The sequence below is a fragment of the Citrobacter sedlakii NBRC 105722 genome (assembly GCF_000759835.1).
GTDB lineage: Bacteria > Pseudomonadota > Gammaproteobacteria > Enterobacterales > Enterobacteriaceae > Citrobacter_A > Citrobacter_A sedlakii.
On record NZ_BBNB01000001.1, the window covers coordinates 305144 to 327227 of the forward strand.

Here is a 22084-nt window from a genome sequence, read left to right on the forward strand (position 1 = left end):
TCCGCTTCTGTTTTTGCCTGCAGACAGCGATCCCCGTACGGCCATTTCAGCGCTGCTTTTTTTAGGCGTTGCCACGCCGTTTCCTCATGCGTAAGAGTGAAACCCTGCTAGATTAAAACTTGCGCACTTATCTGGCTCGCATATTGCCGCCGTCTCGCCACGCTTGCTTCTTGTTCTGTTTTTTTGCGCTTACGCAACATGTCATGATTAAAAAACAGGATCCATAAAAATGACCCACAACTTTAACGCTCTGGATTTATTGACCCTGCCTGTCTGGATCGTCTTTCCGCTCACGGGGGAAATGTTGTTTGCTAATCGCGCCGCCGCTGCGCTTATGCCGGAAAATGACTTCAATCAACTGCGTCAGGGCGCGTATTCTGTTCATGCGCGCCGCCAGCTCGCAGATTACATCACCGATTTACGCAGCCGCCGGGATATTATCGAAATCCTGACCGTAAGCCGTGACAATACGCCGGGCACCCTCTCGTGCCGTCTTTCGTTAAGACAACTGCCTGACGATCGCGAGGTGATTCTGTTTGAAGGGATAGATATCTCGACCGTTCAGGGGTTAAAAGCGAGCCGTTCGGTGGCCTACCAGCGCAAAAAACAGGGATTTTATGCCCGTTTTTTTCTGACCAACACCGCGCCTATTCTGCTGATTGATCCCTCGCGCGATGGACTGATTGTCGATGCCAATCTCGCGGCGCTCAATTTCTACGGTTACAGCCTTGAGGCGATGTGTCAAAAGCATACCTGGGAAATTAATATGCTGGGACGACAAATCTTACCCATCATGCATGAAATTGCCCGGTTGCCCGGCGGCCATAAGCCATTACATTTTGTGCACAAGATGGCGGACGGCTCTCCCCGTCATGTCCAGACCTATGCGGGGCCAATCGAAATCTACGGCGATCGCTTGATGCTATGCATTGTCCACGACATTACCGAACAAAAACGGCTGGAAGAGGCGCTGCACTATGCGGCATTACACGATGCGCTGACCGGTTTACTTAATCGCCGCCAGCTTTATCTCCTGACTGACCCCGAACAGAGAACCCCATTTTCCCTGGCGCAGGATTACAGTCTCCTGCTCATTGATACTGACAGGTTTAAGAGCATTAACGATATGTACGGGCATTTAAAGGGTGATGAAGTACTCTGCGCGCTGGCGAACTGCCTTCAGCAGAGCGCGCGCCAGGGCGATCGGGTTTTCCGTTGGGGCGGCGAGGAGTTTATTCTGCTGTTGCCGCGCACGCCGCTGGATGATGCGCTTTTACTGGCGGAAGCGATTCGCGCGTCGGTGGCAAAGCTCACGCTGTTGGGCCTGCCGCGTTTTACGGTGAGTATTGGCGTGGCGCAACATGAACCAAATGAAAGCCTTGATGACCTGTTTAAACGCGTTGATGCTGCCTTATACCGGGCCAAAAACGCAGGGCGCAATCGGGTACTCGCAGCCTGACAGAGACATTTCCGGCGACGCTTCAGGTCGCCGGCAGCGTGTCTTACAGACCGGCGGCATCACGCTCATCGAAAACCTGCTGCGCCAGATGCAGCGTAGCGTTGGCGGCAGGTAAACCACAATAGAGCGCGGAATGCATGATCAGTTCTTTTAGTTCTTCCCGCGTCACCCCGTTATTAAAAGCAGCATGCAAATGCATCTTCAGCTCCGCTTCCCGGTTGAGCGCTATCAGCATCGCAATGGTGATGAGGCTGCGCGTATGGCGTTCCAGCCCGGGGCGGCTCCAGATGTCTCCCCAGGCATAGCGGGTAATAAAATCCTGAAAATCGGCGTTAAGCGAGGTCAGGTTTTTCACGGTGCGATCGACATGCGCATCGCCCAGTACGCTGCGACGCACCTTCATGCCTTGTTCAAAACGGTCTTCATCCTGCATTCTGTCCTCCCAGAAATGACAGCAGCGCCGCGTTCACCGCGTCTGGCGCTTCAATCGTGGATAAATGCGACGCCTTCACCACGACCATCGTTGAACCCGCAATGCGCTGGTGCATATACTGCGCATCGGCCACGGTGGTCACCGGATCGTCATCTCCGGCAATAAGCAAAACCGGGCGCTGAATGTCGGCTATCTCGTCACGCATATCGGCGGTCGCCAGCGCATCACAACAGGCGGCATAGCCTTGCGCAGACGATTCTACGAGCTGCTGACACAGGTCGGCCACGGTCTCTGCTGACGCCAGACGAAACGGCAGACTAAACCAGCGCTCAGGCGCGCTGGCGGCAATCGCGGAAAGCCCGCTGGCGCGGACCTGCTGCGCCCGGTCGCGCCAGCCGGCTTCATTACCTATCCGCGCCGCGCTGTTTATCACGGTCACACTGCGCATTCGTTGCGGCTGATGGCATGCGAGCCATAAACCGGTCAGCCCGCCCATTGAAATACCGCAAAAATGTGCTGTCGGGATGTCCAGATGGTCCAGAAGCGCAATTACATCCTGCCCGAGCCGCGCGAGGTCAGTTTCTCCCCGTTTACGCGTTTCGCCGTGTCCATGCGTGTCGTAACGCAGCACCCTGTAATGCGCGGTTAACGCCGCCATCTGCGGTTCCCACATGGTCAGCGTCGTACCCAGTGAATTCGATAACACCACCACCGGGGCGTTATCCGGCCCTTCAATCTGAAAGTTCAGTTCCATGCCGCCGCTCCTCATAGCGCGAAAGTACGCGCTGGACAAAGTGTTCTGCGCTGCCTGTGGCCTGCGTCGGGTCAAGCAGCGCTGTTAAACGAGATTTATCTACATGCGCGGTCACGCGTGGTTCATCGACCAACACCGACAGCAGAGAACACCGCTTTTCGATTGCACGATGGCAAAGATCTTCCATCAAATGATGCGCTTCTTGTTTACCGACAAACGCTGCGAGCGCCAGGGTCACCGACTCTGCCATCATCAGGCCATGCGTGATCTCCAGGTTCTCAAGCATCTTTGGCGGGCAGACCTGCATCCCTTCAACCAAGTGTTGCGTTTCCTGCATCGCGTGACCGACCAGCATGATGATTTCCGGCAAGACTTCCCATTCGGCCTGCCAGCCGCCGAGCGCCCGTTCATGTTGTTGAAGCTGACTGCTGTAGAGGGTTGCCATTAACCCCGGCGTTCGTTGCATCGCAGTCAGAATGGCGGCGCAGCTTACCGGGTTACGCTTATGCGGCATAGTGGAGGAACCGCCACGTCCGGCGGTAACGGGTTCGCTCACCTCCGCCACTTCGGTCTGCATCAGCAGTGCGAAATCCTGAGCGAATTTGCCCAGCGTTCCGCCGATCCCGGCATACCACGCGGCCACTTCCAGCATACGATCGCGCTGCGTATGCCAGGGCGTATCCGGCAGCGTAAGGGCCAGCTCCTGCGCCAGACGCGACGCCACCGGCAGCGCGTCCTGCCTGAGCGACGCCAGCGTGCCCGCCGCGCCGCCGAACTGGACCACCAGCACACGCGGAAGCAATTGCTGTAAGCGCTCCTGCCAGCGTAATAACGCGTCGAGCGTTCCGGCAAGTTTCAGACCCCACGTCACCGGCAACGCCTGCTGCATCCAGGTCCGTCCCGGCATGACGGTTTGCTGATAACGCGATGCCTGGCTGGCAACGGTATCCACTAACCGTGCGAGATGCGCACGGGTTGCGTTCAGCGCCGCGCGCAGTTGCAGCACCATCCCGGTGTCAATAACGTCCTGACTGGTAGCGCCCCAATGTACGTAGCGCGCCGCGTCAGGATCATCGGCTTTTACCTGTGCGGTTAACTGTTTGACTAAGGGGATTGCCAGATTTCCCGCCGCGCGCGCCGACTCTGCCAGCGTATCCGCATCAATACGTTCTGCGCGACAGGCACGGACGATCGGCCCGGCGGCGGCGACAGGGATCACGCCGCAAGCCGCCTGCGCCCTTGCCAGCGCGGCTTCAAAGTCGAGCATCCCCTGGATCACCTGCTGCTCTGAGAATTCTGCCGTCAGCGCCGTTCCGCGCATTAACGGGGTTAACAAATGCATTTCTGCTCCTTAAACCCTTTCGATTATCAGCGCGATGCCTTGTCCAACGCCGATACACATCGTGCAGAGACCATAACGCCCACCGGTTCGCTGTAGCTGATACGCTGCGGCCATCGCCAGCCTTCCCCCGGATGCCCCTAGCGGATGCCCCAGCGCAATTGCGCCGCCATTCGGATTCACCTGCGCGGCCTCATCAGGCAAACCCAAATCGCGCATGACCGCCAGCGCCTGAGCGGCAAACGCTTCGTTAAGCTCAATGACGTCCATTTGTGCAAGCGTTAATCCGGTCAGCGCCAGCACCTTACGTACCGCGGGCGCGGGACCAAAGCCCATAATACGCGGCGCGACGCCTGCCGTCGCTACGCCAACAATGCGCGCCAGCGGCTGCAATCCCTGCTGCGCCATTGCCTGCTCGCTGGCGATAAGCAGCGCGCAAGCGCCATCATTAACCCCGGAGGCATTGCCTGCCGTCACCGAGCCATCAGGCCGCACGACGCCCTTCAGTTTTGCCAGCGCATCAGCCGAGGTGGCGCGTGGGTGTTCGTCGGCGCTGAATATCCGCGGCTCGCCCTTTGGTTGTGACACTGTCACAGAAACCAGCTCCCGGTCAAAAAGCCCCTGCTCCTGAGCCGCCGCTGTACGTTGCTGGCTGCGCAGGGCAAACGCATCTTGGTCGGCCCGCGAAATGGCAAACTGTTGTGCGACGTTTTCTGCCGTTTCTGGCATCGAATCCACACCATATTGCGCCTGCATTTGCGCATTGATAAAACGCCAGCCAATGGTGGTATCTTCCATTTTCATGCTGCGGCTAAAGGCGCTTTCCGCCTTCCCCATGACAAACGGCGCGCGCGACATGCTCTCGACGCCGCCAGCAATCATCAGCTGCGTCTCTCCGCTCTTGATCGCCCGCGCGGCAATGCCTATCGCATCAAGACTGGAGCCGCAAAGCCGGTTCACCGTGCTGCCCGGCACGCTTTCCGGCAAACCCGCCAGCAGCAACGCCATTCGTGCCACGTTACGGTTATCTTCCCCTGCCTGATTCGCACAGCCGTAGATCACATCATCAATCGCCGCCGGATCGAGATTCGGATGGCGCGCCAGCAGAGCTTTCAACGGAATGGCCGCCAGATCGTCCGCCCGTACGCTCGCCAGCGTCCCGCCGAAGCGACCAAACGGCGTGCGCACCGCATCGCAGATAAATGCCTGATTCATCTTAGTTCCTTATGCGCTTTGCGCCAGCTGTTCAAACCCCAGCGTCACCGGCGTGATACGCTGCAGCTCTTCAAAAGAGAGTCCGTTGAAAATTTCCCGCGCCACGGGGCCTTTTTCGGTAATGTCGATCACCGCCAGATCGGTGTAAATACGACTGACACATCTCATTCCGGTTAACGGATAGGAACAGTGCTCTACCAGCTTACATTCTCCCTCGCGGGTTAAGTGATCCATCATCACGAACACCTGACGCGCGCCGATCGCCAGATCCATCGCCCCCCCTACCGCCGGGATCGCATCGGGCGCGCCGGTGCTCCAGTTCGCGAGATCCCCTGATGCAGAAACCTGATATGCCCCCAGTACGCAGATATCAAGGTGACCGCCGCGCATCATGGCGAACGAATCGCCATGATGGAAATAACAGCCGCCCTGCAGCAGGGTGACATACTCTTTTCCGGCATTGATCAGTTCGGGATCCTCCTCACCCTCCGCAGGCTTCGGTCCCATGCCGAGCAGACCGTTTTCGCTGTGCAGGAAGATTTCTTTGTCTGCGGGCAGGTAGTTGGCGATCCGCGTAGGCAAGCCAATACCAAGATTGACGTAAGCCCCTTCGGGAATATCCTGCGCCACGCGTTTCGCCATTTCATCCCGTGATAATCTTTTCATTTTTCCTCCTCAGGCACGCAGCGCTGTTTCTGCCAGGTTTTCCAGCGAAAATACGCGCTGGACAAAAATGCCCGGCGTAATGATATGTTCAGGATCGAGTTCGCCCAGCGGAACCAGTTGATTCACTTCGACGATAGTGGTGTGCGCGGCCGTCGCCATGATCGGTCCAAAATTCCGCGCCGCTTTGCGGTACACCAGATTTCCCCAGCGGTCAGCCCGGTGCGCTTTAATCAGCGCGAAGTCGGCTTTTATCGGATATTCAAGCACATAGTTTTTACCATCAATGCAGCGGGTTTCTTTACCCTCCGCCAGCGGGGTGCCATAGCCCGTTGGGGTATAAATTGCGCCAATTCCGGCACCGGCTGCCTGGATCCGCGCCGCCAGATTCCCCTGCGGCACCAGCTCCAGCGTCACCTCTCCGTTACGGTATAGCCCGTCAAAAATCTGCGAGTCCACCTGGCGCGGAAAAGAGCAGATCATTTTACGCACCCGTTTCGCTTTCAGCAGCGCCGCGAGCCCCACTTCGCCGTTACCCGCATTGTTGTTGATGATAGTGAGATCCCGGGCCCCCTGGTCTATCAGAGCGTCAATCAGCCGGGTGGGCTGCCCCGCCGTACCAAATCCACCAATCATGATGGTGGCGCCATCCGGGATCCCGGCAATGGCCTCCTCCAGCGAAGGCACACTCTTATCAATCATCTGGTCGCTCCTTGTTGTACGTATTTCGCACGTTTTAGCGTTGTTCGCACAAAATGTGACCCACTTAACGAAGCCAGGCAAGGGCGATAATCGAAATATGGTGCGATAATCGAACGATGTGTATATTTGTGCGAAGAATGTGATCGATGGCGAACAATGAGGGGAAAACAGTGGAAAAACATCCGGACGATCGTCTGAGCAACGAAGCCGACCCGTTTAAGGGCGACCCGAATTTTATGGCCTCGCTGGCACGCGGGCTGGAGGTGATTCAGGCGTTTACGCCGCAGCGCCGGGTGATGTCGATATCGCAGATCAGCCAGAAGACCGGCATTCCGCGCGCAGCGGTACGCCGCTGTCTGTATACGCTCGGTAAACTGGGGTTTGTCTATGCTGAAGACGGTAAAAATTTTGAACTGCGCCCCCGGATCCTGGCGCTGGGGCATGCTTACCTCGCCTCGACGCCCCTGGCGCGCGCCACGCAGCCGGTACTCAAGCATCTGAGCGATATGCTCAATGAATCCTGCTCCATCGCCACGCTGGACGGCGACGATATTCTCTATATTGCCCGCGCCTCCAGTTCGCGGATCATGACCATCGATCTGGACATTGGCAGCCGCCTGCCCGCGTGGTCTACCTCAATGGGCCGCGTACTGTTAAGCCACCTTTCGGAAGATAAACTGAATGATATGCTGGGAAGAATCACCATGATTCGCTACACCTCGCAAACCGTCGATTCTGTTTCAGCCCTGCGCGCGGAGCTAAAAAAAGTGCGGCAACAGGGCTACGCGCTTAACGATCAGGAACTGGAGATGGGACTACGGTCAATTGCCGTACCGTTAATTAACGCCCAGGGACAGGTACAGGCAGCGTTGAATGTGGGCGTCCATGCCGGACAGGTTTCCGCGGAGGAACTGCGGACCCGGGTACTGCCAGAACTGCAAAAAGCCGCGCAGGAGCTGTCGCTGTTGCTACATTAACGGCTGCGTTTGGCGTGGCGTTCCCAGTTCTCCTGTTTTGCCTGTGCGGTTTTACGCAGCGCCACGTAACAGGCACCGCTGCCGCCGTGATGCGGCAGCGCCGTACAGTACGCCTGCACATCATCAAATTCGGTCAGCCAGCGCGCCACATAACTGCGCACGATATTCGCGTGCGAGTGATCGTCCCGCCCTTTACCGTGAATGATGAGCACATTACGTAAGCCATCCTGCAAAGACTGGAGAATAAAGCGGAACAATTGCTGGCGACAGACTTCCACCGGCTGGCGCAATAAGTTCAGGCTGGCCTGCTGACCGTATTTTCCGCCACGCAGTTTATCGAGCACGCCCTGCTGTAGCCCCTCGCGGCGAAATTCCAGCGGTTGCGCCAGCGGGACAATGTCCAGAAAACCGGTGGTGAGGAAATTATCAAGCTGCAGCGTGTCGATACGCTGCGGCTTACGCGCGTTGCGCACCGGCTGCCAGTGAACGTCTGTACAACGTTTGAGAGGCTGGACATCCTCCATGGCGTCAAGAAACAGCGCTTTGTCGTCAAGGTTCATGCTTCATCCTCCCGTTTTTAAGACAACCGTTATCATAACCGTCCCCCTGAATAGCGACAATGGTTTACAGAAGTTTCCAGTAAGCGACGATGAATCCATGTTTGTCCGTGCTATCAGCGCAGAATTTTAACGGGTGATACACTCCCAGTTTATCCGCAATTAAACTATCTGATTTAACTTATGATTTTTTAAAATCAATCACTAATACCGGCTGGACCCCCAACACCGCTCTTGCTATAAGTCATTACCCGCATTCAGGAAAACATCCGGGATTACTTAAGGAAATACTGCTGTGTGTACTGTAGAGTCTGGCGATGTCGACAGACTCTTTTTTTTATCCCAAATCAGGGGTATAGCGGCATGGAAGTTCGCCATGCTAGATTGATGACGGCTAATTAGCGGTACTGATACGAGGCGTCGAATGCTGACACTACTGGAAGATAAAATTGCGACCCCGCTGGGACCATTGTGGATCCTCTGCGACGAACAATTCCACCTGCGCGCCGTGGAATGGGAACAGCATAGCGACCGAATGGAACAACTGCTGGATATTCATTATCGGGCCGGGGGGTATTCCCGCATCCCGGCGAAAAACCCCGGCGGGCTGGCCGATAAACTGGCTGACTATTTTGCCGGGAATATCGATGTGATTGACACTCTCCCCACCGCAACCGGCGGAACGCCCTTCCAGCGCGACGTCTGGCAGATGTTACGCACCATTCCAAAAGGACAGGTGATGCACTATGGTCAGATGGCGGAACAGCTTGGTCGCCCCGGCGCGGCGCGCGCGGTGGGCGCAGCCAATGGCTCGAATCCCATCAGTATTGTGGTGCCTTGCCATCGCGTCATTGGCCGAAATGGCGCCCTGACCGGCTACGCTGGCGGTGTACAGCGCAAAGAGTGGTTACTGCGTCACGAAGGCTATTTGTTACTCTGAGTCCAGGCAATTCGTGCCTTCTTGCTCACACTTTTGCGTAAAGATGCCTCACTCAAGGTGAGGTTTTTCAACAAGATAGAAATATTTCCCGCTCACTTTCCGGAATTATCCGCTATTGCGCTCTGCTCAGACTTACGTGCCCACCAAAAAGATGTTAAAATTGACAAATATCAATTACGGCTTGAGCAGACCTATGATCCCGGAAAAGCGAATTATACGGCGCATTCAGTCTGGCGGTTGTGCTATCCATTGCCAGGATTGCAGTATCAGCCAGCTTTGCATCCCGTTCACACTTAACGAGCATGAGCTTGATCAGCTTGATAATATTATCGAGCGTAAAAAGCCGATCCAGAAAGGGCAAACCCTGTTTAAAGCAGGTGATGAGCTGAAATCGCTCTACGCCATTCGTTCCGGTACGATCAAGAGCTACACCATTACCGAACAAGGTGACGAACAGATTACCGGCTTCCACCTCGCGGGCGATCTGGTTGGCTTCGACGCTATCGGCAGTGGCCATCACCCGAGCTTTGCACAGGCGCTGGAAACCTCAATGGTCTGTGAAATCCCGTTTGAAACGCTGGACGATCTGTCAGGCAAAATGCCCAATCTGCGTCAGCAGATGATGCGCCTGATGAGCGGCGAAATCAAAGGCGACCAGGATATGATCCTGCTGCTGTCAAAGAAAAACGCGGAAGAGCGCCTGGCGGCATTTATCTATAACCTTTCTCGTCGTTTTGCCCAGCGTGGCTTCTCACTGCGCGAGTTTCGTCTGACCATGACCCGCGGCGATATCGGTAACTACCTCGGCCTGACTGTCGAAACCATCAGCCGTCTGCTGGGGCGTTTCCAGAAAAGCGGCATGCTGGCAGTAAAAGGCAAATACATTACCATCGAGAACAGTGAGGCGCTGGCGGTGCTTGCCGGTCACACGCGTAACGTCGCTTAATCTTTCCGCAACTTCTCCAGAAACCCTTCTGTCGAATCGCTAAATTTTCCTGATTTATTGATCTGACAGAAGGTTCTTCCCTGTTTCATTTCTCGTTATTGGGTTACTCTTTTAGTTACAGACTGCGGTGACAGTTGTAAGGAGACCCTGTATGGCTATGTATCAAAACATGCTGGTGGTTATCGATCCGAATCAGGACGATCAACCTGCGTTACGGCGTGCGGTTTATTTGCATCAACGGATTGGTGGCACCATAAAAGCCTTCCTGCCGATCTATGACTTTTCATACGAAATGACGACCCTGCTGTCGCCAGACGAGCGTACGGCAATGCGTCAGGGCGTCATCAGCCAGCGGACCGCATGGATCCGCGAACAGGCGAAATACTATCTCGAAGCAGGCGTTCCGATTGACATTAAAGTGGTCTGGCACAACCGTCCCTTTGAAGCCATCATTCAGGAGGTCATCAGCGGCGGACACGATCTGGTGCTAAAAATGGCCCACCAGCACGATAAACTGGAAGCGGTGATCTTCACGCCGACCGACTGGCATTTATTGCGTAAATGTCCGAGCCCGGTATGGATGGTCAAAGACCAGCCGTGGCCAGAAGGCGGGAAAGCGCTGGTGGCGGTGAACCTTGCCAGCGAAGAACCTTATCACAATGCGCTGAACGAGAAACTGGTTAAAGAAACCCTGCAACTGGCCGAGCAGGTCAACCATACCGAAGTGCATCTGGTTGGCGCCTATCCGGTCACTCCCATCAACATTGCTATTGAACTGCCCGAGTTCGACCCCAGCGTGTATAACGATGCGATTCGCGGTCAGCACCTGTTGGCGATGAAGTCTCTGCGCCAGAAATTCAGTATCGACGAAAAAGTCACCCACGTAGAGAAAGGATTACCGGAAGAGGTGATCCCGGATCTGGCTGAACATTTGCAGGCGGGGATTGTGGTGCTGGGCACCGTGGGGCGTACCGGTATCTCCGCCGCGTTTCTTGGCAATACCGCGGAACAGGTTATCGATCATTTGCGCTGTGACCTGCTGGTCATCAAACCCGATCAGTATCAGACTCCGGTAGAACTCGACGACGACGAAGACGATTAACCGTAAGATTAATAAGCGAAAGGCCCGAATGTCGGGCCTTTTCTTTTACGGTTTGTCATCCCCACCGAGGAAGTAAATCCCCAGCGGTATCGCCAGTAAAATCGTAAAGACCAGGCTGTAGACACAAATCATCGACGACTGGATGACGTACATTGATGTCGTCCAGTCCGCCAGCGGTATGTCGTACTGCTCAATCACCCCGCCAATGGTCGCACGCGTGACGACAGTCGCAGCGATGATGAATACGCCAAGCAGGCAAAGCAGGAATTTTTTTCCTCTCGCCGTCTTAAGCTTTCTCATGATCATGACGATCTCCTTCTGTAAGTGAAAGCTCCGTTACTTGTGCGTAACAATACCATGACATTGTGCTAAAGTCTGCTGTCATGTTCCGTCTCTTTACATTACATCCCTGTCAAATATTCAGTTTGGTTACAAACAGTCTGTCCATAATTGGATAATTTGAGCATTGCTATCCTATTTTCTACCCTCCAGAATAATCACTATCGGGGTGAACTTTTCATTAAAGTTGTCTCACATGTAATCTTATTTATGTCTATGGGTGATTGGGTATGGCGGAGATTTTTATTCAGGGCGACGATCATTACGCCCGAGTAGCCGTTGAGCATTTGGTAGCAAAAATAATAAATCATAATTCAAAAGCGTTAAATCCCGGTGCCAGCATAGCGGTTTTCATCTTTGAAAAATCGTGGATTGACGTATCAGAACTGAAAGCGCTGACCGCGTGTAATGCGGAACGTATTTTAATTATTGGCAATCCTCAGCTGTTAAATTTTTTGTCACTGAAAGTGGACGATCGCAAGATGTTCTATTGTGAGATCAATATGCCCCTTGTAACCATTGAAGCCAGACTGGCTCTGCTGTTACGTAAAAGAAAAATTGCTATCCCTTTGTGCGAGGTGAGAAGCCCCAAAGAGCCACAAAAGATGCTCAACTGGAAGGAATTCATGATCATTTCACTGTATATCAGCGGCATTTCCGTCAGGGGAATCGCAGGCGTAATGCAACTGGACAGTAAAACGGTTTATACCTATAAAAGTCTGGCGATGCGCAAAATGGGACTGCGTAATAAAGTGAGTCTGGTCAGGCACTGGTGTCACTATCATTAATATACCGCCTCAGTGATTTTTCACTGAGGCGTGCTTGCATGTCATCCAAATATGAACGCCTCTTTTTTCCGCGCCTGAAAATGGATGAAATTCATTATTAAACTGTTATTCTTTTGTGCTCTTACGACACGTTTATTACGCTTAGCTGACGAGCGATTAACGGAAACCGCTTCTGTTTGCGCTGTCGGTATTATTTTTCTTGCATCGTTAACTCTGCAAACGGATTCATTTGATAATGAAGGAGTGCGGCGCATTGCACGACTGTGTTACCTGTCTGTAGAAACAGGTGCGAGCGCTTGCGCCACTCTCTGTTGCGCGGCATGGGCAATCTGTGCCGCGACTGGCATGGCATCTCCCTGCCGGGGCGGGTACCTGAATAGCCCCTGTGTGACCAGTCAGAAATGCCATGCTTACATTCAGTGCTTCACGATATACATCGTCCGGCTGTAGGCCACATCTTCCGGGTTGGCGATCGGATACCCCTTCAACCAGGGTTTGATTAGCCGTCCGTTGGTATACTGATAAATCGGGGCGATGGGCGCTTGTTCCATAAGAATTTTTTCAGCCGCATTGTAATCGGCGTTACGCGCCTGGGCCGTATTTTCCAGCGTGGCCTGGGTAAGCACTTTGTCATACGCCGGGTTATTGAAGCGCGAAATATTGCCGGAATGGGTCGACGTTAGCAGCGACAAAAATGTCGACGGTTCGTTGTAATCGCCAACCCAGGAGGCGCGAATAACGTCAAAATTGCCGGTGTTGCGGCTGTCGATATAGGTTTTCCATTCCTGATTTTGCAATTTTACCTCTACGCCGAGATTTTTCTTCCACATCGAGGCCACTGCGATGGCAATCTTCTGATGATTTTCGGAAGTGTTATACAACAGCGTCAGCTTGAGCGGTTTCTGCGGTCCGTAACCCGCCGCGCGCAACAGCGTTTTCGCCTGCGCATTCAGCTCTTCCTGGCTCATTTGTTCGAATGGCGACGGCTCAGGTGTAAAGCCTGCGGTGACATCCGGCGTGAAACGCCAGGCCGGTTTTTCGCCCGTTCCTAACACTTTCCCGGCCATAATACGACGGTCAATGGTCATGCTCAGCGCCAGACGCACGCGGGAATCCGCCGTAGGGCCTTTTTGTGTATTGAACGCGTAATAGTAGGTCCCCAGTTGCGGTGGTGTATAAACCTGACCGGGAATGTCCTTAAGCAGCTTTTGATACATGTTTTTCGGAAAGGACTCGGTGATATCAATATCCCCTGCCAGATAGCGTTTTGTGGCGGCGGATTCCTGATTGATTGGCAGAAAAGTGACCTTTTGCAGGACCGTTTTCGCATTGTCCCAGTATTGCGTATTCGGCACGACCACCAGCTTTTCGTTCACCACCCTGTCCTTCAGCACGTAAGCGCCATTGCCGATAAGATGACCCGGTTTGGTCCAGTCCTTCCCACTTTCGACGTTGGCTTTTTGCACCGGATAAAACGCAAAATTTGCCGTCAGATTGGCGAACCACGGCAGCGGTTTATCCAGCTGGACTTTCAGCGTACGGGCATCCACGGCGCTAACGCCGAGTTTGTCCGGCGTCGCGTTGCCATCAATAATCGCCTGCGCGTTGTTGATGCCTGCCAGCGCCGCGAACCATGCGAAAGGAGAAAGGGTCTTCGGGTCAACCAGCCGTTGCCAGCTGTAGACAAAATCCTGCGCGGTGACAGGTGTACCGTCAGCCCAGCGGGCGTTCTCACGCAGGGTAAATGTCCAGATGCGGTTATCGTTGCTTTTCCATTGAGTGGCGACGCCGGGGATGATTTCCCCCTTTTCGTTCTGATTCACCAGCCCTTCATAAAGATCGCGGATGACCTGGATCTCCGGCAGCCCTACTGCTTTCGCCGGATCGAGCGTTGCCGGTTCGTCTTTGATATGGCGAACCAGCTCCTGTTTCTCTGCCAGTACCGTACCGCCGGGAACCTCCGCAGCCCAGGAGTAAGAGATGCTGCTTACCATCAGCGCACAACAGGTGACTGCAACAGAGTGCTTCATACGATTCCCTCAAAACGGCTTATCATTAATGGCGTAATTATTTGTTTCGCCATAGGGAAATGCAAATACCTTCCGGCAAAAAATTGATATCACGACCAAATATCCGGACGCGTGAAATCAATTTGATTATCGGCAAAAATTGCACAACACTGCGAAGACAATCCTCAGCAATCCGAGACGCTTATGACCGTTACCCGCCCACGCGCCGAGCGCGGCGCATTTCCGCCCGGCACTGAACATTATGGTCGATCGCTGTTAGGGGCCCCGCTGATCTGGTTTCCGGCTCCGGCGACAGATCGTGAAAGCGGTTTAATCATTGCGGGAACGCACGGTGACGAAAATTCGTCGGTGGTTACCCTTTCCTGCGCGCTGCGCACGCTGACGCCGTCGCTGCGCCGCCATCATGTGATCCTTGCGGTGAATCCGGACGGCTGTCAGTTAGGGCTGCGCGCCAACGCCAACGGCGTCGACCTGAACCGCAATTTTCCCGCCGCGAACTGGAAAGCCGGGGAAACGGTCTATCGCTGGAACAGCGCCGCCCCTGAGCGCGATGTGGTGCTATTAACGGGAGACCATCCGGGTTCAGAGCCGGAAACGCAGGCGCTTTGCCAGCTCATTCATCAGATTCATCCCGCGTGGGTGGTGTCGTTTCACGACCCGCTGGCCTGTATTGAAGATCCTGCCAGCAGCGAGCTGGGGGAATGGCTGGCGGAGGCATTTTCCCTGCCGCTGGTGACCAGCGTGGGCTATGAAACGCCCGGGTCTTTCGGCAGTTGGTGCGCGGACCTGAATTTGCATTGCATCACTGCGGAATTCCCGCCGATCTCAGCAGATGAGGCCAGCGAGATCTACCTCCAGGCGATGTCCAGTCTGCTGCGCTGGCACCCTAAAGATGCAATTGTCCTGTCGTAAAGTGCAGCGACGGCTCCACGTCAACGGCCAGCCAGGTGGGGCCATCGAGATCGGCATACGTGACCTGCGGCGTGAGCGGTAGCGCCGCGCCGATCGCCCGCGATGTACAGAGCATACAGCCCAGCATCAGCGAAAAACCCTGCGCGCGAGCCTCTGTCGCCAGCGCCAGCGCCTCGGTCAGTCCTCCGGTTTTATCCAGTTTTATGTTGATCATTTCATAGCGTCCGCGCAGCGCCTTGAGACTGCTGCGGGTATGGCAACTCTCGTCGGCACAGAGGGGTAAAGGATGGATAAAATTCTCCAGGGCAACGTCATCCTGGGCCGGGAGCGGCTGTTCAAGCATGGCCACACCGAGATCCGCTAACAGTTGGCAGCGCGCCGCCAGGCCTTCCGCACGCCAGGACTCATTGGCATCGACAATAAGCGTCGCCTCCGGCACAGCCGAACGAATCGCCACCATCCGCTCGCTAATCAACCTGTCATCCAGTTTCACCTTTAACAGTCGCGCGCCCGTTTCCCACAGTGCCGCCGCGCTGGCGGCCATCTGTTCTGGCGTACCGATCACCACCGTTTGCGCCGTGGTGATCTCCGCGTCCAGCGTAACGCCGACAGCGTCGGCAAGCGTTTGCTGCTGCTGGCGAGCGCTAAGATCCCATAACGCGCAGTCAACGGCATTACGCGCCGCGCCAGCAGGAAGCACCTGCTGAAGTGCTTGCCGGGTCAGTCCCTTTTCCAGTTGCGGAACGATACTCATGATTTGCGCAAGGACAGACGCGTCGCTTTCGCCGTAGCGCGGATACGGCGTGCATTCCCCGATCCCTCTCACGCCATTTTCTTCCAGTTCAACCACCACCACCCGCGCTTCACTTCGGCTGCCGCGGGCAATCACAAAGGGAGTGTGTAACGGCCAGGCTTCCTCGTATACCTTTACTGCTCTCATCTTTTCTCCTCATGCGAAAACGTGGTCGTTTGTGCGTTACGCAGAAATAGCGTTTGCTGTGTTATCGGCTGTTGGCATAAACTAGCTACGACGTTAACTATATGTAAACAGGAAGATAACCATGTCACAAACCGTTCATTTCCAGGGCAACCCGGTTGCAGTCGCCAACGCCATTCCACAAGCGGGTAGCAAGGCGCAGCCTTTTACCCTCGTGGCAAAAGATCTGTCCGACGTCGCGCTGAGCCAGTATGCGGGCAAGCGTAAAGTGCTGAACATTTTCCCGAGCATCGATACCGGCGTTTGCGCGGCATCGGTACGTAAGTTTAACCAACTGGCCACCGAGATCGAGAATACCGTTGTGCTGTGCGTGTCTGCGGACCTGCCGTTCGCCCAGTCTCGCTTCTGCGGCGCGGAAGGCCTGAGCAACGTTGTTACGCTTTCTACCCTGCGCAACCCTGAGTTCCTGAAAAACTACGGTGTAGAAATCACCGATGGCCCGCTGAAAGGCCTGGCTGCGCGTGCCGTGGTGGTGATTGATGAGAACGACAACGTGATTTTCAGCCAACTGGTAAACGAAATCACTCACGAGCCTGATTATGCTGCGGCGCTGGACGTGCTGAAAGCATAATTGCCAACGGGTGCGCCGGATAGCGGTTGATGCTTAATCCGGCCTACCGGCGCCCCCACAGGCCTGATGCGGATAACGCAATCAGGCCTTCCAGAGCGATTCCCCTTCCCCTTTATTCTTCACCCTTCTTCTGGCTCAGCCCATATTCCCGCAGCTTATTGGCGATAGCCGTATGCGACACGCCCAACCGTTTTGCCAGTTTACGCGTACTCGGATAGTTACGATAAAGCTGGGTTAACACCGAACGCTCAAAGCGGCTGGTGATTTCATCCAGCGAACCTTCCATTGCGTCTTCGCCTACCGCCACGGCGGAGGCGTCGTAATCCGGCAATAAAATATCCTGCGGCCGCAGTTCATAACCCTCAAGCTGGGTCAGCGCGCGATAAACGGCATTTTTAAGCTGTCGCACATTGCCCGGCCAACCGTAACGGGTCAGGACTGTGCTTAAGTCGGCAGAGAGTTTAGGACGCGGTACGCCCTGCTCGTCGGCAAAACGCGCCACGAACAATTCGGTCAACGGCATGATGTCCTGCGGGCAATCGCGCAGCGGCGGCAGATTCAGGGTCAACACGTTAAGACGATAGTAAAGATCTTCCCGGAACACCCCTTTCTGCACCAGCTCAACAAGGTTTTTCTGGGTAGCGCAGATCACACGTACGTCAACGTGCACTTCGTGATCTTCTCCGACACGGCGGAACGTGCCGTCGTTCAGGAAGCGCAGCAGTTTAGTCTGCATCCGCGGCGACATCTCGCCAATCTCGTCAAGCAGGACCGAACCGCCGTTCGCCTGTTCGAAAAAGCCTTTTTTGCCTTCCGGCGCGTGACCAAACAGCTCACTTTCAACGGCGTCCTCGGGGATCGACGCGCAGTTGAGCGCCAGATAGGGTTTCCCCGCGCGCGGGCTGGCCTGATGGCAAGCATAGGCAAACAGATCTTTTCCCGTACCGGTATCGCCGGTAATCAGCAGCGGCGCGCTGAGGGTCGCCAGCTTACGCGCCTGCTCTACCACATGTTTCATTTTGGCGCTGACGGCGATGATCTGGCTGAACGCGCTGACGTCCTGCGTCGCCAGGTTTTGCAGCTGGCGGCCCATACGGATGGTCGAGCGTAGCATCACTACCGCGCCGGTCAGCATCTGCTGCTCGGTTTCGCCCTGCAGATACACCGGGGTGATTTCCATCAGGAAATTCTGGCCGTTAATGACCACGTGCTCGTTATGCGAATTTTGCGGATTTCCCTCCAGCCAGCGCTGAAAGTTAAAACCGTTGATCAGTTGGGCAGCGGTATGATTGCGCATCCGCTCCAGGTTGAGCGCAAAAAGTTGACAGCTTGCCGGGTTCGCCATGTCGATTTTGCTTTTCAGATCGAGCGACAGAACCGGTTCCGGCAGGGCTTCAAGCAGCGCGCTCAGCGCCAGATGCTCTCGCTCAGAAGGCATCCACGGCACCGTTCGCACGTCCGTCACGCCGGATATACGGCGAATCTCCGCCATCAGGCTGCTGAAGTGATTGAACTCCAGTTCGGCAAAATTGAGGTAAATTCGCCCAATCGGATCTATCTCTATACCGCGTAAATCAATGCCGCGCAGCACCAGCAGGTCGAGTAATTCACGGGTCAGACCAAGACGGTCTTCACAAAAGACTTCCAGACGCATGGGGAGAACCTTCACCTGAATAAAGAACGTTAAATAAGATGATAAGCCAGGATTCGGATAGCAGGAAGGATTCTGTCAACAAATATTGACAGCATGATGGAAAAACAGGCGTTTCGGCGTAAAGATACGCGGTCAACGCCTGTCTGGTCAGGATTTTTCCCGGGCAGCGGCGTTTTTCTGCAAGGTCTCTTTCACCTGCCCAATAAGCTGACGACGAAAATCGCCCAGTCGCGGTTTATCATCCTCCATCCACGGCAGCGGGCGGCAAAGTTCCATCGCTTTGATGCCCAGACGCGCGGTCAGCAGTCCGGCGCCAATGCCCTGCGCGGCGCGCGTGGATAAGCGGGCGGCAAGATCCTGCGACATCCAGTCCATACCGACTTCTCGCACCAGTTCGCTGGCGCCGGCAAAGGCGATGTTCAGCAGGACCAGACGGAACAGACGCAAACGGCTGTAATAGCCCAGCTCAATGCCGTACAGCGCGGCGATACGGTTAATTAACCGCAGGTTACGCCAGGCGATAAACGCCATATCCACCAGCGCCAGCGGACTGACGGCGATCATCAGCGTAGACTCCGCCGCCGAACGGCTGATTTCACGTCTTGCCTGCGCATCCAGCACCGGTTGCACCAGATGCGCATACAGGCTGACGATCTCACGATCGTTCTGGGTCTCGTGTATCGAGGCGTACCACCGCTGTAGCGCCGGATGTGATTGATCGATTCCCGCCTGCCGGGCCAGCTTTTCACAAAACGCGCGGGCTTTCCCGGTTCCGTGGCTGTGCAGCAGTTCCCGGGCGTCGTCGCGTTCGTGGGCGCGCTGGCGTAAGCGCCACAGACGTCGCCATTCCGTCGCCACAGAACCCACGCCCGCGCCGATAATCAATGCGCCGGCAGCGCACCCACCCAGCGCCACCCAGTCCTGAGTTTGCCAGGCATTGAGCGTCCACTGGACACCCTGGCCCACGACGCTGGCGCCAAACAGCGCCAGCCCGCCCATGACCATTTTGCGCCACAGGCTGCGTTTTGGGCGCAATGCTGCGTCAATCACCGCTTCGGCTTGCCCTTCTTCTTCCAGCGGTTCGTCGATGTTAGCCGGAGCGAAGCTTTGCGCCTGCGCCTCGCTAAACGTCTGCTGCGCCCTGAACATCGGATCCTGCTCCGGCTCAAGTGGACCGGCGAAATCGATACGCGGTTTTAACGGCTCGCTCATCGCAATTTATCTCCTATTAAAAATTCCAGCGCGGCATCCAGGCGAATGTGCGGCAGCGGTTTGTCGACATCCATTTTTTGCGGACGAAACGCCTCAAACTGAAAGCCCTGACTGTCCCAGAAAGCCTGCCCGGGCAGACGTGCGGGCACCTCACCTGGGTAGACAGTCAGCGGCGCGCCATCGCTTAAGCGATTCCCCCGCAGGGCCGGGATTTTTTCGCCGTTCACGTCAATCAGCCCGCTGGTGGTTGCCTGAACGGAAGCCAGCCCCAGACAGTCCATACTGATCCCCTCAAAGGCCGCGTTCTGCCAGGCGTCCTGAATCAGCTGTTGTAGAAGCGAGACCATATTGGCGTGCTGGTCGAGTGTCACGTGGTCCGCTTTGGTCGCCGCAAACAGCAGCTTATCAATCACCGGCGAAAACAGCCGCCGGAACAGCGTGCGTTGACCGTAATGGAAGCTTTGCATCAGTTGCGTTAAGGCCAGACGCATATCATTGAATGCGTGTGGTCCGCTGTTCAGAGGTTGCAGACAATCAACCAGGACAATCTGGCGATCGAAACGCAGGAAATGATTTTTATAAAACCCCTTTACGACCTTTTCGCAGTAATAATTGAAGCGTTCGCGCAGCATGCCGGCGTTGGTGTGTTTATCCGCCTGCGCCAGTTTTGACTCTCCCCAGGCATCGACGTCCGGCCACGGGAAAAACTGCAGCGCCGGCGCGCCGGCCATATCACCGGGCAGCACGAAACGGCCGGGCTGGATAAAATGTAGCCCTTCCTGCTTGCACTGGTGAAGGTAATCAGTCCAGGCGGCGGCAATCTCCGCCAGCCGATTTTCATCGGCCTGCGCCAGGGGATCCAGCCCTTCGCTGAGCTTGCGCCACGTCGCCGACCATTCTGCGCGCTGCCCCTGAAGCAGCCCGGTCATTTGCCGCGACCAACTGAGGTAATCCTGCGCCAGCATCGGCAAGTCGAGCAGCCACTCCCCCGGGTAATCGACAATTTCCAGATACAGCGTTGATGTGTCTTTGAAATGACGCAGTAACGAGTCATTGGATTTGTAGCGCAGCGCGAGGCGAATTTCACTGACGCCACGGGTTGGCGTCGGCCAGGTCGGCGGCTCGCCATACAGCTGCGCCAGCCCTTCATCGTAGGTGAAACGCGGAATGCCGAAATCACGCTGCGGCACCCGTTTTACGCCAAGCAGGCGTTCTTCACGCACCGCACTGAGCAAGGGCAAACGCGCCCCGGCATGAATGTTGAGCAGTTGGTTAACCAGCGCGGTGATAAACGCTGTCTTTCCGCTCCGGCTCAGTCCGGTAACCGCCAGGCGTAAATGCCGGTCGACGCCGCGATTGACCAGCGCATTGAGTTCATTGGTGAGTCTCTTCATCGCCATCCCGTTATGCCTGAAGGCCAGAAAAAATTATAACGTATACCGGTTATGATGGGGGCAGGTTATTGATTATCAAGCGGCTGTGGACGGGGCGTCGGCTTCATATCAGTTCGTGTCTTATCTGTTCTTATTACGGCTCGAGTATTAAGAACAGAAAAAACACTCAGAAGAACATTATCAAATTATATTCACACCATATTTACTGTTGGCAAAACAAAAGTAACACTCCGTATACACGGCATATTTTAATATTCATAGACGAATATTTACATATCATGATATAATACGATAGAAAAAACGCAGATTATTAACCTGCAAGTAATGTAAATAAATTTTCGAGGAGCGAATTCCAGTGGGACGTAAATGGGCCAATATCGTTGCTAAAAAAACGGCTAAAGACGGTGCAACGTCTAAAGTATACGCAAAATTCGGTGTGGAAATCTATGCTGCAGCGAAACAAGGTGAACCCGACCCAGAATTAAACTCATCTCTAAAATTCGTTATTGAACGTGCGAAACAAGCGCAGGTTCCAAAACACGTTATCGATAAAGCCATTGATAAAGCCAAAGGTGGCGGAGATGAAACGTTCGTCCAGGGACGTTATGAAGGCTTTGGACCCAATGGTTCAATGATTATCGCTGAAACGTTGACGTCAAATGTTAATCGTACGATTGCGAATGTACGCACGATTTTCAATAAAAATGGCGGGAATATCGGGGCGGCAGGTTCTGTCAGTTATATGTTTGACAATACCGGCGTGATTGTATTTAAAGGAACAGACCCTGACCGTATTTTTGAAATTTTGCTTGATGCTGAAGTTGATGTTCGTGATGTCACCGAAGAAGACGGAAACATCGTTATTTATACTGAATCCACAGACCTTCACAAAGGCATTGCAGCGTTAAAAGCGGCTGGAATCACTGAATTCACAACAACATCATTAGAAATGATCGCTCAATCAGAAATTGAACTTTCACCAGAAGATTTAGCAATTTTTGAAGGGCTTGTTGATGCCCTTGAAGATGACGATGATGTTCAAAAAGTTTATCATAACGTTGCAAATCTCTGATCCTAAATGAGTTAGGCAGCAGCATTTC

At 54.8% G+C, this 22084-nt stretch carries 22 protein-coding genes; 9 read left to right on the top strand and 13 right to left on the bottom strand.

The features are described 5' to 3' along the window. The first annotated feature begins 229 nt into the window (after positions 1-229). Positions 230-1459, top strand: coding sequence for a sensor domain-containing diguanylate cyclase (locus CSE01S_RS01435; RefSeq protein ID WP_042283277.1), 1230 nt, complete (start codon positions 230-232; stop codon positions 1457-1459). A 43-nt stretch (positions 1460-1502) separates the two neighbouring features. On the opposite strand, the gene pcaC is transcribed toward CSE01S_RS01435, so the two are convergent. From pcaC to CSE01S_RS01465, 6 genes are read right to left on the bottom strand one after another with little or no spacing between them, the layout of a single operon-like run. Further along, positions 1503-1892, bottom strand: a complete 390-nt coding sequence (gene pcaC / locus CSE01S_RS01440) for a 4-carboxymuconolactone decarboxylase (RefSeq protein WP_042283278.1) — start codon at positions 1890-1892, stop codon at positions 1503-1505. After that, complete coding sequence (pcaD, locus tag CSE01S_RS01445) at positions 1882-2646, bottom strand: 3-oxoadipate enol-lactonase (RefSeq protein WP_042283279.1); 765 nt, start codon at positions 2644-2646, stop codon at positions 1882-1884. Before pcaD ends, pcaC begins: the two co-directional genes overlap by 11 nt. After that, positions 2624-3988 (bottom strand): 3-carboxy-cis,cis-muconate cycloisomerase, encoded by a 1365-nt coding sequence (locus CSE01S_RS01450; protein WP_042283282.1) that lies wholly within the window; start codon positions 3986-3988, stop codon positions 2624-2626. The genes pcaD and CSE01S_RS01450 overlap by 23 nt, the downstream gene beginning before the upstream one ends. Positions 3989-3997: 9 nt before the next feature. After that, the gene (pcaF, locus tag CSE01S_RS01455) at positions 3998-5200 is read right to left on the bottom strand and encodes a 3-oxoadipyl-CoA thiolase (protein ID WP_042283284.1); all 1203 of its coding nucleotides are present in this window, start codon (positions 5198-5200) and stop codon (positions 3998-4000) included. A gap of 9 nt (positions 5201-5209) precedes the next feature. After that, on the bottom strand, positions 5210-5866 hold the full coding sequence (locus tag CSE01S_RS01460) for a 3-oxoacid CoA-transferase subunit B (RefSeq protein ID WP_042283286.1): 657 nt from the start codon (positions 5864-5866) through the stop codon (positions 5210-5212). A 9-nt stretch (positions 5867-5875) separates the two neighbouring features. Beyond that, entirely contained in the window at positions 5876-6565 is a 690-nt protein-coding gene (locus CSE01S_RS01465; RefSeq protein WP_042283288.1) for a 3-oxoacid CoA-transferase subunit A, read from the bottom strand. 170 nt (positions 6566-6735) lie between these two features. Here CSE01S_RS01465 and CSE01S_RS01470 point away from each other — a divergent pair, with 170 nt between their 5' ends. Beyond that, positions 6736-7542 (top strand): IclR family transcriptional regulator domain-containing protein, encoded by an 807-nt coding sequence (locus CSE01S_RS01470; RefSeq protein ID WP_042284694.1) that lies wholly within the window; start codon positions 6736-6738, stop codon positions 7540-7542. Here CSE01S_RS01470 and smrA read toward each other — a convergent pair. Then, positions 7539-8102, bottom strand: a complete 564-nt coding sequence (smrA, locus tag CSE01S_RS01475) for a DNA endonuclease SmrA (RefSeq protein WP_042283291.1) — start codon at positions 8100-8102, stop codon at positions 7539-7541. The genes CSE01S_RS01470 and smrA overlap by 4 nt on opposite strands. 421 nt (positions 8103-8523) lie before the next feature. On the opposite strand from smrA, the gene ogt reads away from it, so the two are divergent. From ogt to uspE, 3 genes are all read left to right on the top strand, one after another. Next, a complete protein-coding gene (ogt, locus tag CSE01S_RS01480) occupies positions 8524-9039 on the top strand; it encodes a methylated-DNA--[protein]-cysteine S-methyltransferase (protein WP_042283293.1) in 516 nt (171 codons plus the stop codon). Positions 9040-9232: 193 nt separating this feature from the next. Next, entirely contained in the window at positions 9233-9985 is a 753-nt protein-coding gene (fnr, locus tag CSE01S_RS01485; protein ID WP_042283296.1) for a fumarate/nitrate reduction transcriptional regulator Fnr, read from the top strand. A gap of 151 nt (positions 9986-10136) precedes the next feature. Beyond that, positions 10137-11087 carry a universal stress protein UspE gene (gene uspE, locus CSE01S_RS01490; protein ID WP_042283298.1) on the top strand — a complete coding sequence of 317 codons (951 nt, stop codon included), beginning with the start codon at positions 10137-10139 and terminating at the stop codon, positions 11085-11087. Positions 11088-11132: 45 nt separating this feature from the next. On the opposite strand, the gene CSE01S_RS01495 is transcribed toward uspE, so the two are convergent. After that, positions 11133-11393: a DUF2534 family protein gene (locus tag CSE01S_RS01495; protein ID WP_042283301.1), complete on the bottom strand. Its 261-nt coding sequence runs from the start codon at positions 11391-11393 to the stop codon at positions 11133-11135. A 263-nt stretch (positions 11394-11656) separates the two neighbouring features. On the opposite strand from CSE01S_RS01495, the gene CSE01S_RS01500 reads away from it, so the two are divergent. Beyond that, entirely contained in the window at positions 11657-12214 is a 558-nt protein-coding gene (locus tag CSE01S_RS01500) for a LuxR C-terminal-related transcriptional regulator (RefSeq protein ID WP_042283302.1), read from the top strand. A 416-nt stretch (positions 12215-12630) separates the two neighbouring features. Here the strand turns inward: CSE01S_RS01500 and CSE01S_RS01505 are convergent, their stop codons facing one another. Then, a complete protein-coding gene (locus CSE01S_RS01505) occupies positions 12631-14244 on the bottom strand; it encodes a peptide ABC transporter substrate-binding protein (RefSeq protein ID WP_042283304.1) in 1614 nt (537 codons plus the stop codon). Positions 14245-14427: 183 nt separating this feature from the next. On the opposite strand from CSE01S_RS01505, the gene mpaA reads away from it, so the two are divergent. Continuing rightward, positions 14428-15156 (top strand): murein tripeptide amidase MpaA, encoded by a 729-nt coding sequence (mpaA, locus tag CSE01S_RS01510; protein ID WP_042283306.1) that lies wholly within the window; start codon positions 14428-14430, stop codon positions 15154-15156. On the opposite strand, the gene ycjG is transcribed toward mpaA, so the two are convergent. Then, the gene (ycjG, locus tag CSE01S_RS01515; protein WP_042283308.1) at positions 15131-16096 is read right to left on the bottom strand and encodes an L-Ala-D/L-Glu epimerase; all 966 of its coding nucleotides are present in this window, start codon (positions 16094-16096) and stop codon (positions 15131-15133) included. The two genes, mpaA and ycjG, sit on opposite strands and share 26 nt — an antisense overlap. A 121-nt stretch (positions 16097-16217) precedes the next feature. Here ycjG and tpx point away from each other — a divergent pair, with 121 nt between their 5' ends. Continuing rightward, a complete protein-coding gene (tpx, locus tag CSE01S_RS01520; protein ID WP_042283311.1) occupies positions 16218-16724 on the top strand; it encodes a thiol peroxidase in 507 nt (168 codons plus the stop codon). A 112-nt stretch (positions 16725-16836) separates the two neighbouring features. On the opposite strand, the gene tyrR is transcribed toward tpx, so the two are convergent. The 3 genes from tyrR to CSE01S_RS01535 form a co-directional block, all read right to left on the bottom strand. Further along, a complete protein-coding gene (gene tyrR, locus CSE01S_RS01525; protein WP_042283314.1) occupies positions 16837-18378 on the bottom strand; it encodes a transcriptional regulator TyrR in 1542 nt (513 codons plus the stop codon). 147 nt (positions 18379-18525) lie between these two features. Beyond that, on the bottom strand, positions 18526-19590 hold the full coding sequence (locus CSE01S_RS01530) for a YcjF family protein (RefSeq protein ID WP_042283317.1): 1065 nt from the start codon (positions 19588-19590) through the stop codon (positions 18526-18528). Beyond that, positions 19587-20984, bottom strand: a complete 1398-nt coding sequence (locus CSE01S_RS01535) for a YcjX family GTP-binding protein (RefSeq protein WP_042284697.1) — start codon at positions 20982-20984, stop codon at positions 19587-19589. Before CSE01S_RS01535 ends, CSE01S_RS01530 begins: the two co-directional genes overlap by 4 nt. A gap of 355 nt (positions 20985-21339) precedes the next feature. On the opposite strand from CSE01S_RS01535, the gene CSE01S_RS01540 reads away from it, so the two are divergent. Further along, positions 21340-22056 (top strand): YebC/PmpR family DNA-binding transcriptional regulator, encoded by a 717-nt coding sequence (locus tag CSE01S_RS01540; protein WP_042283320.1) that lies wholly within the window; start codon positions 21340-21342, stop codon positions 22054-22056. Positions 22057-22084: the final 28 nt, after the last annotated feature.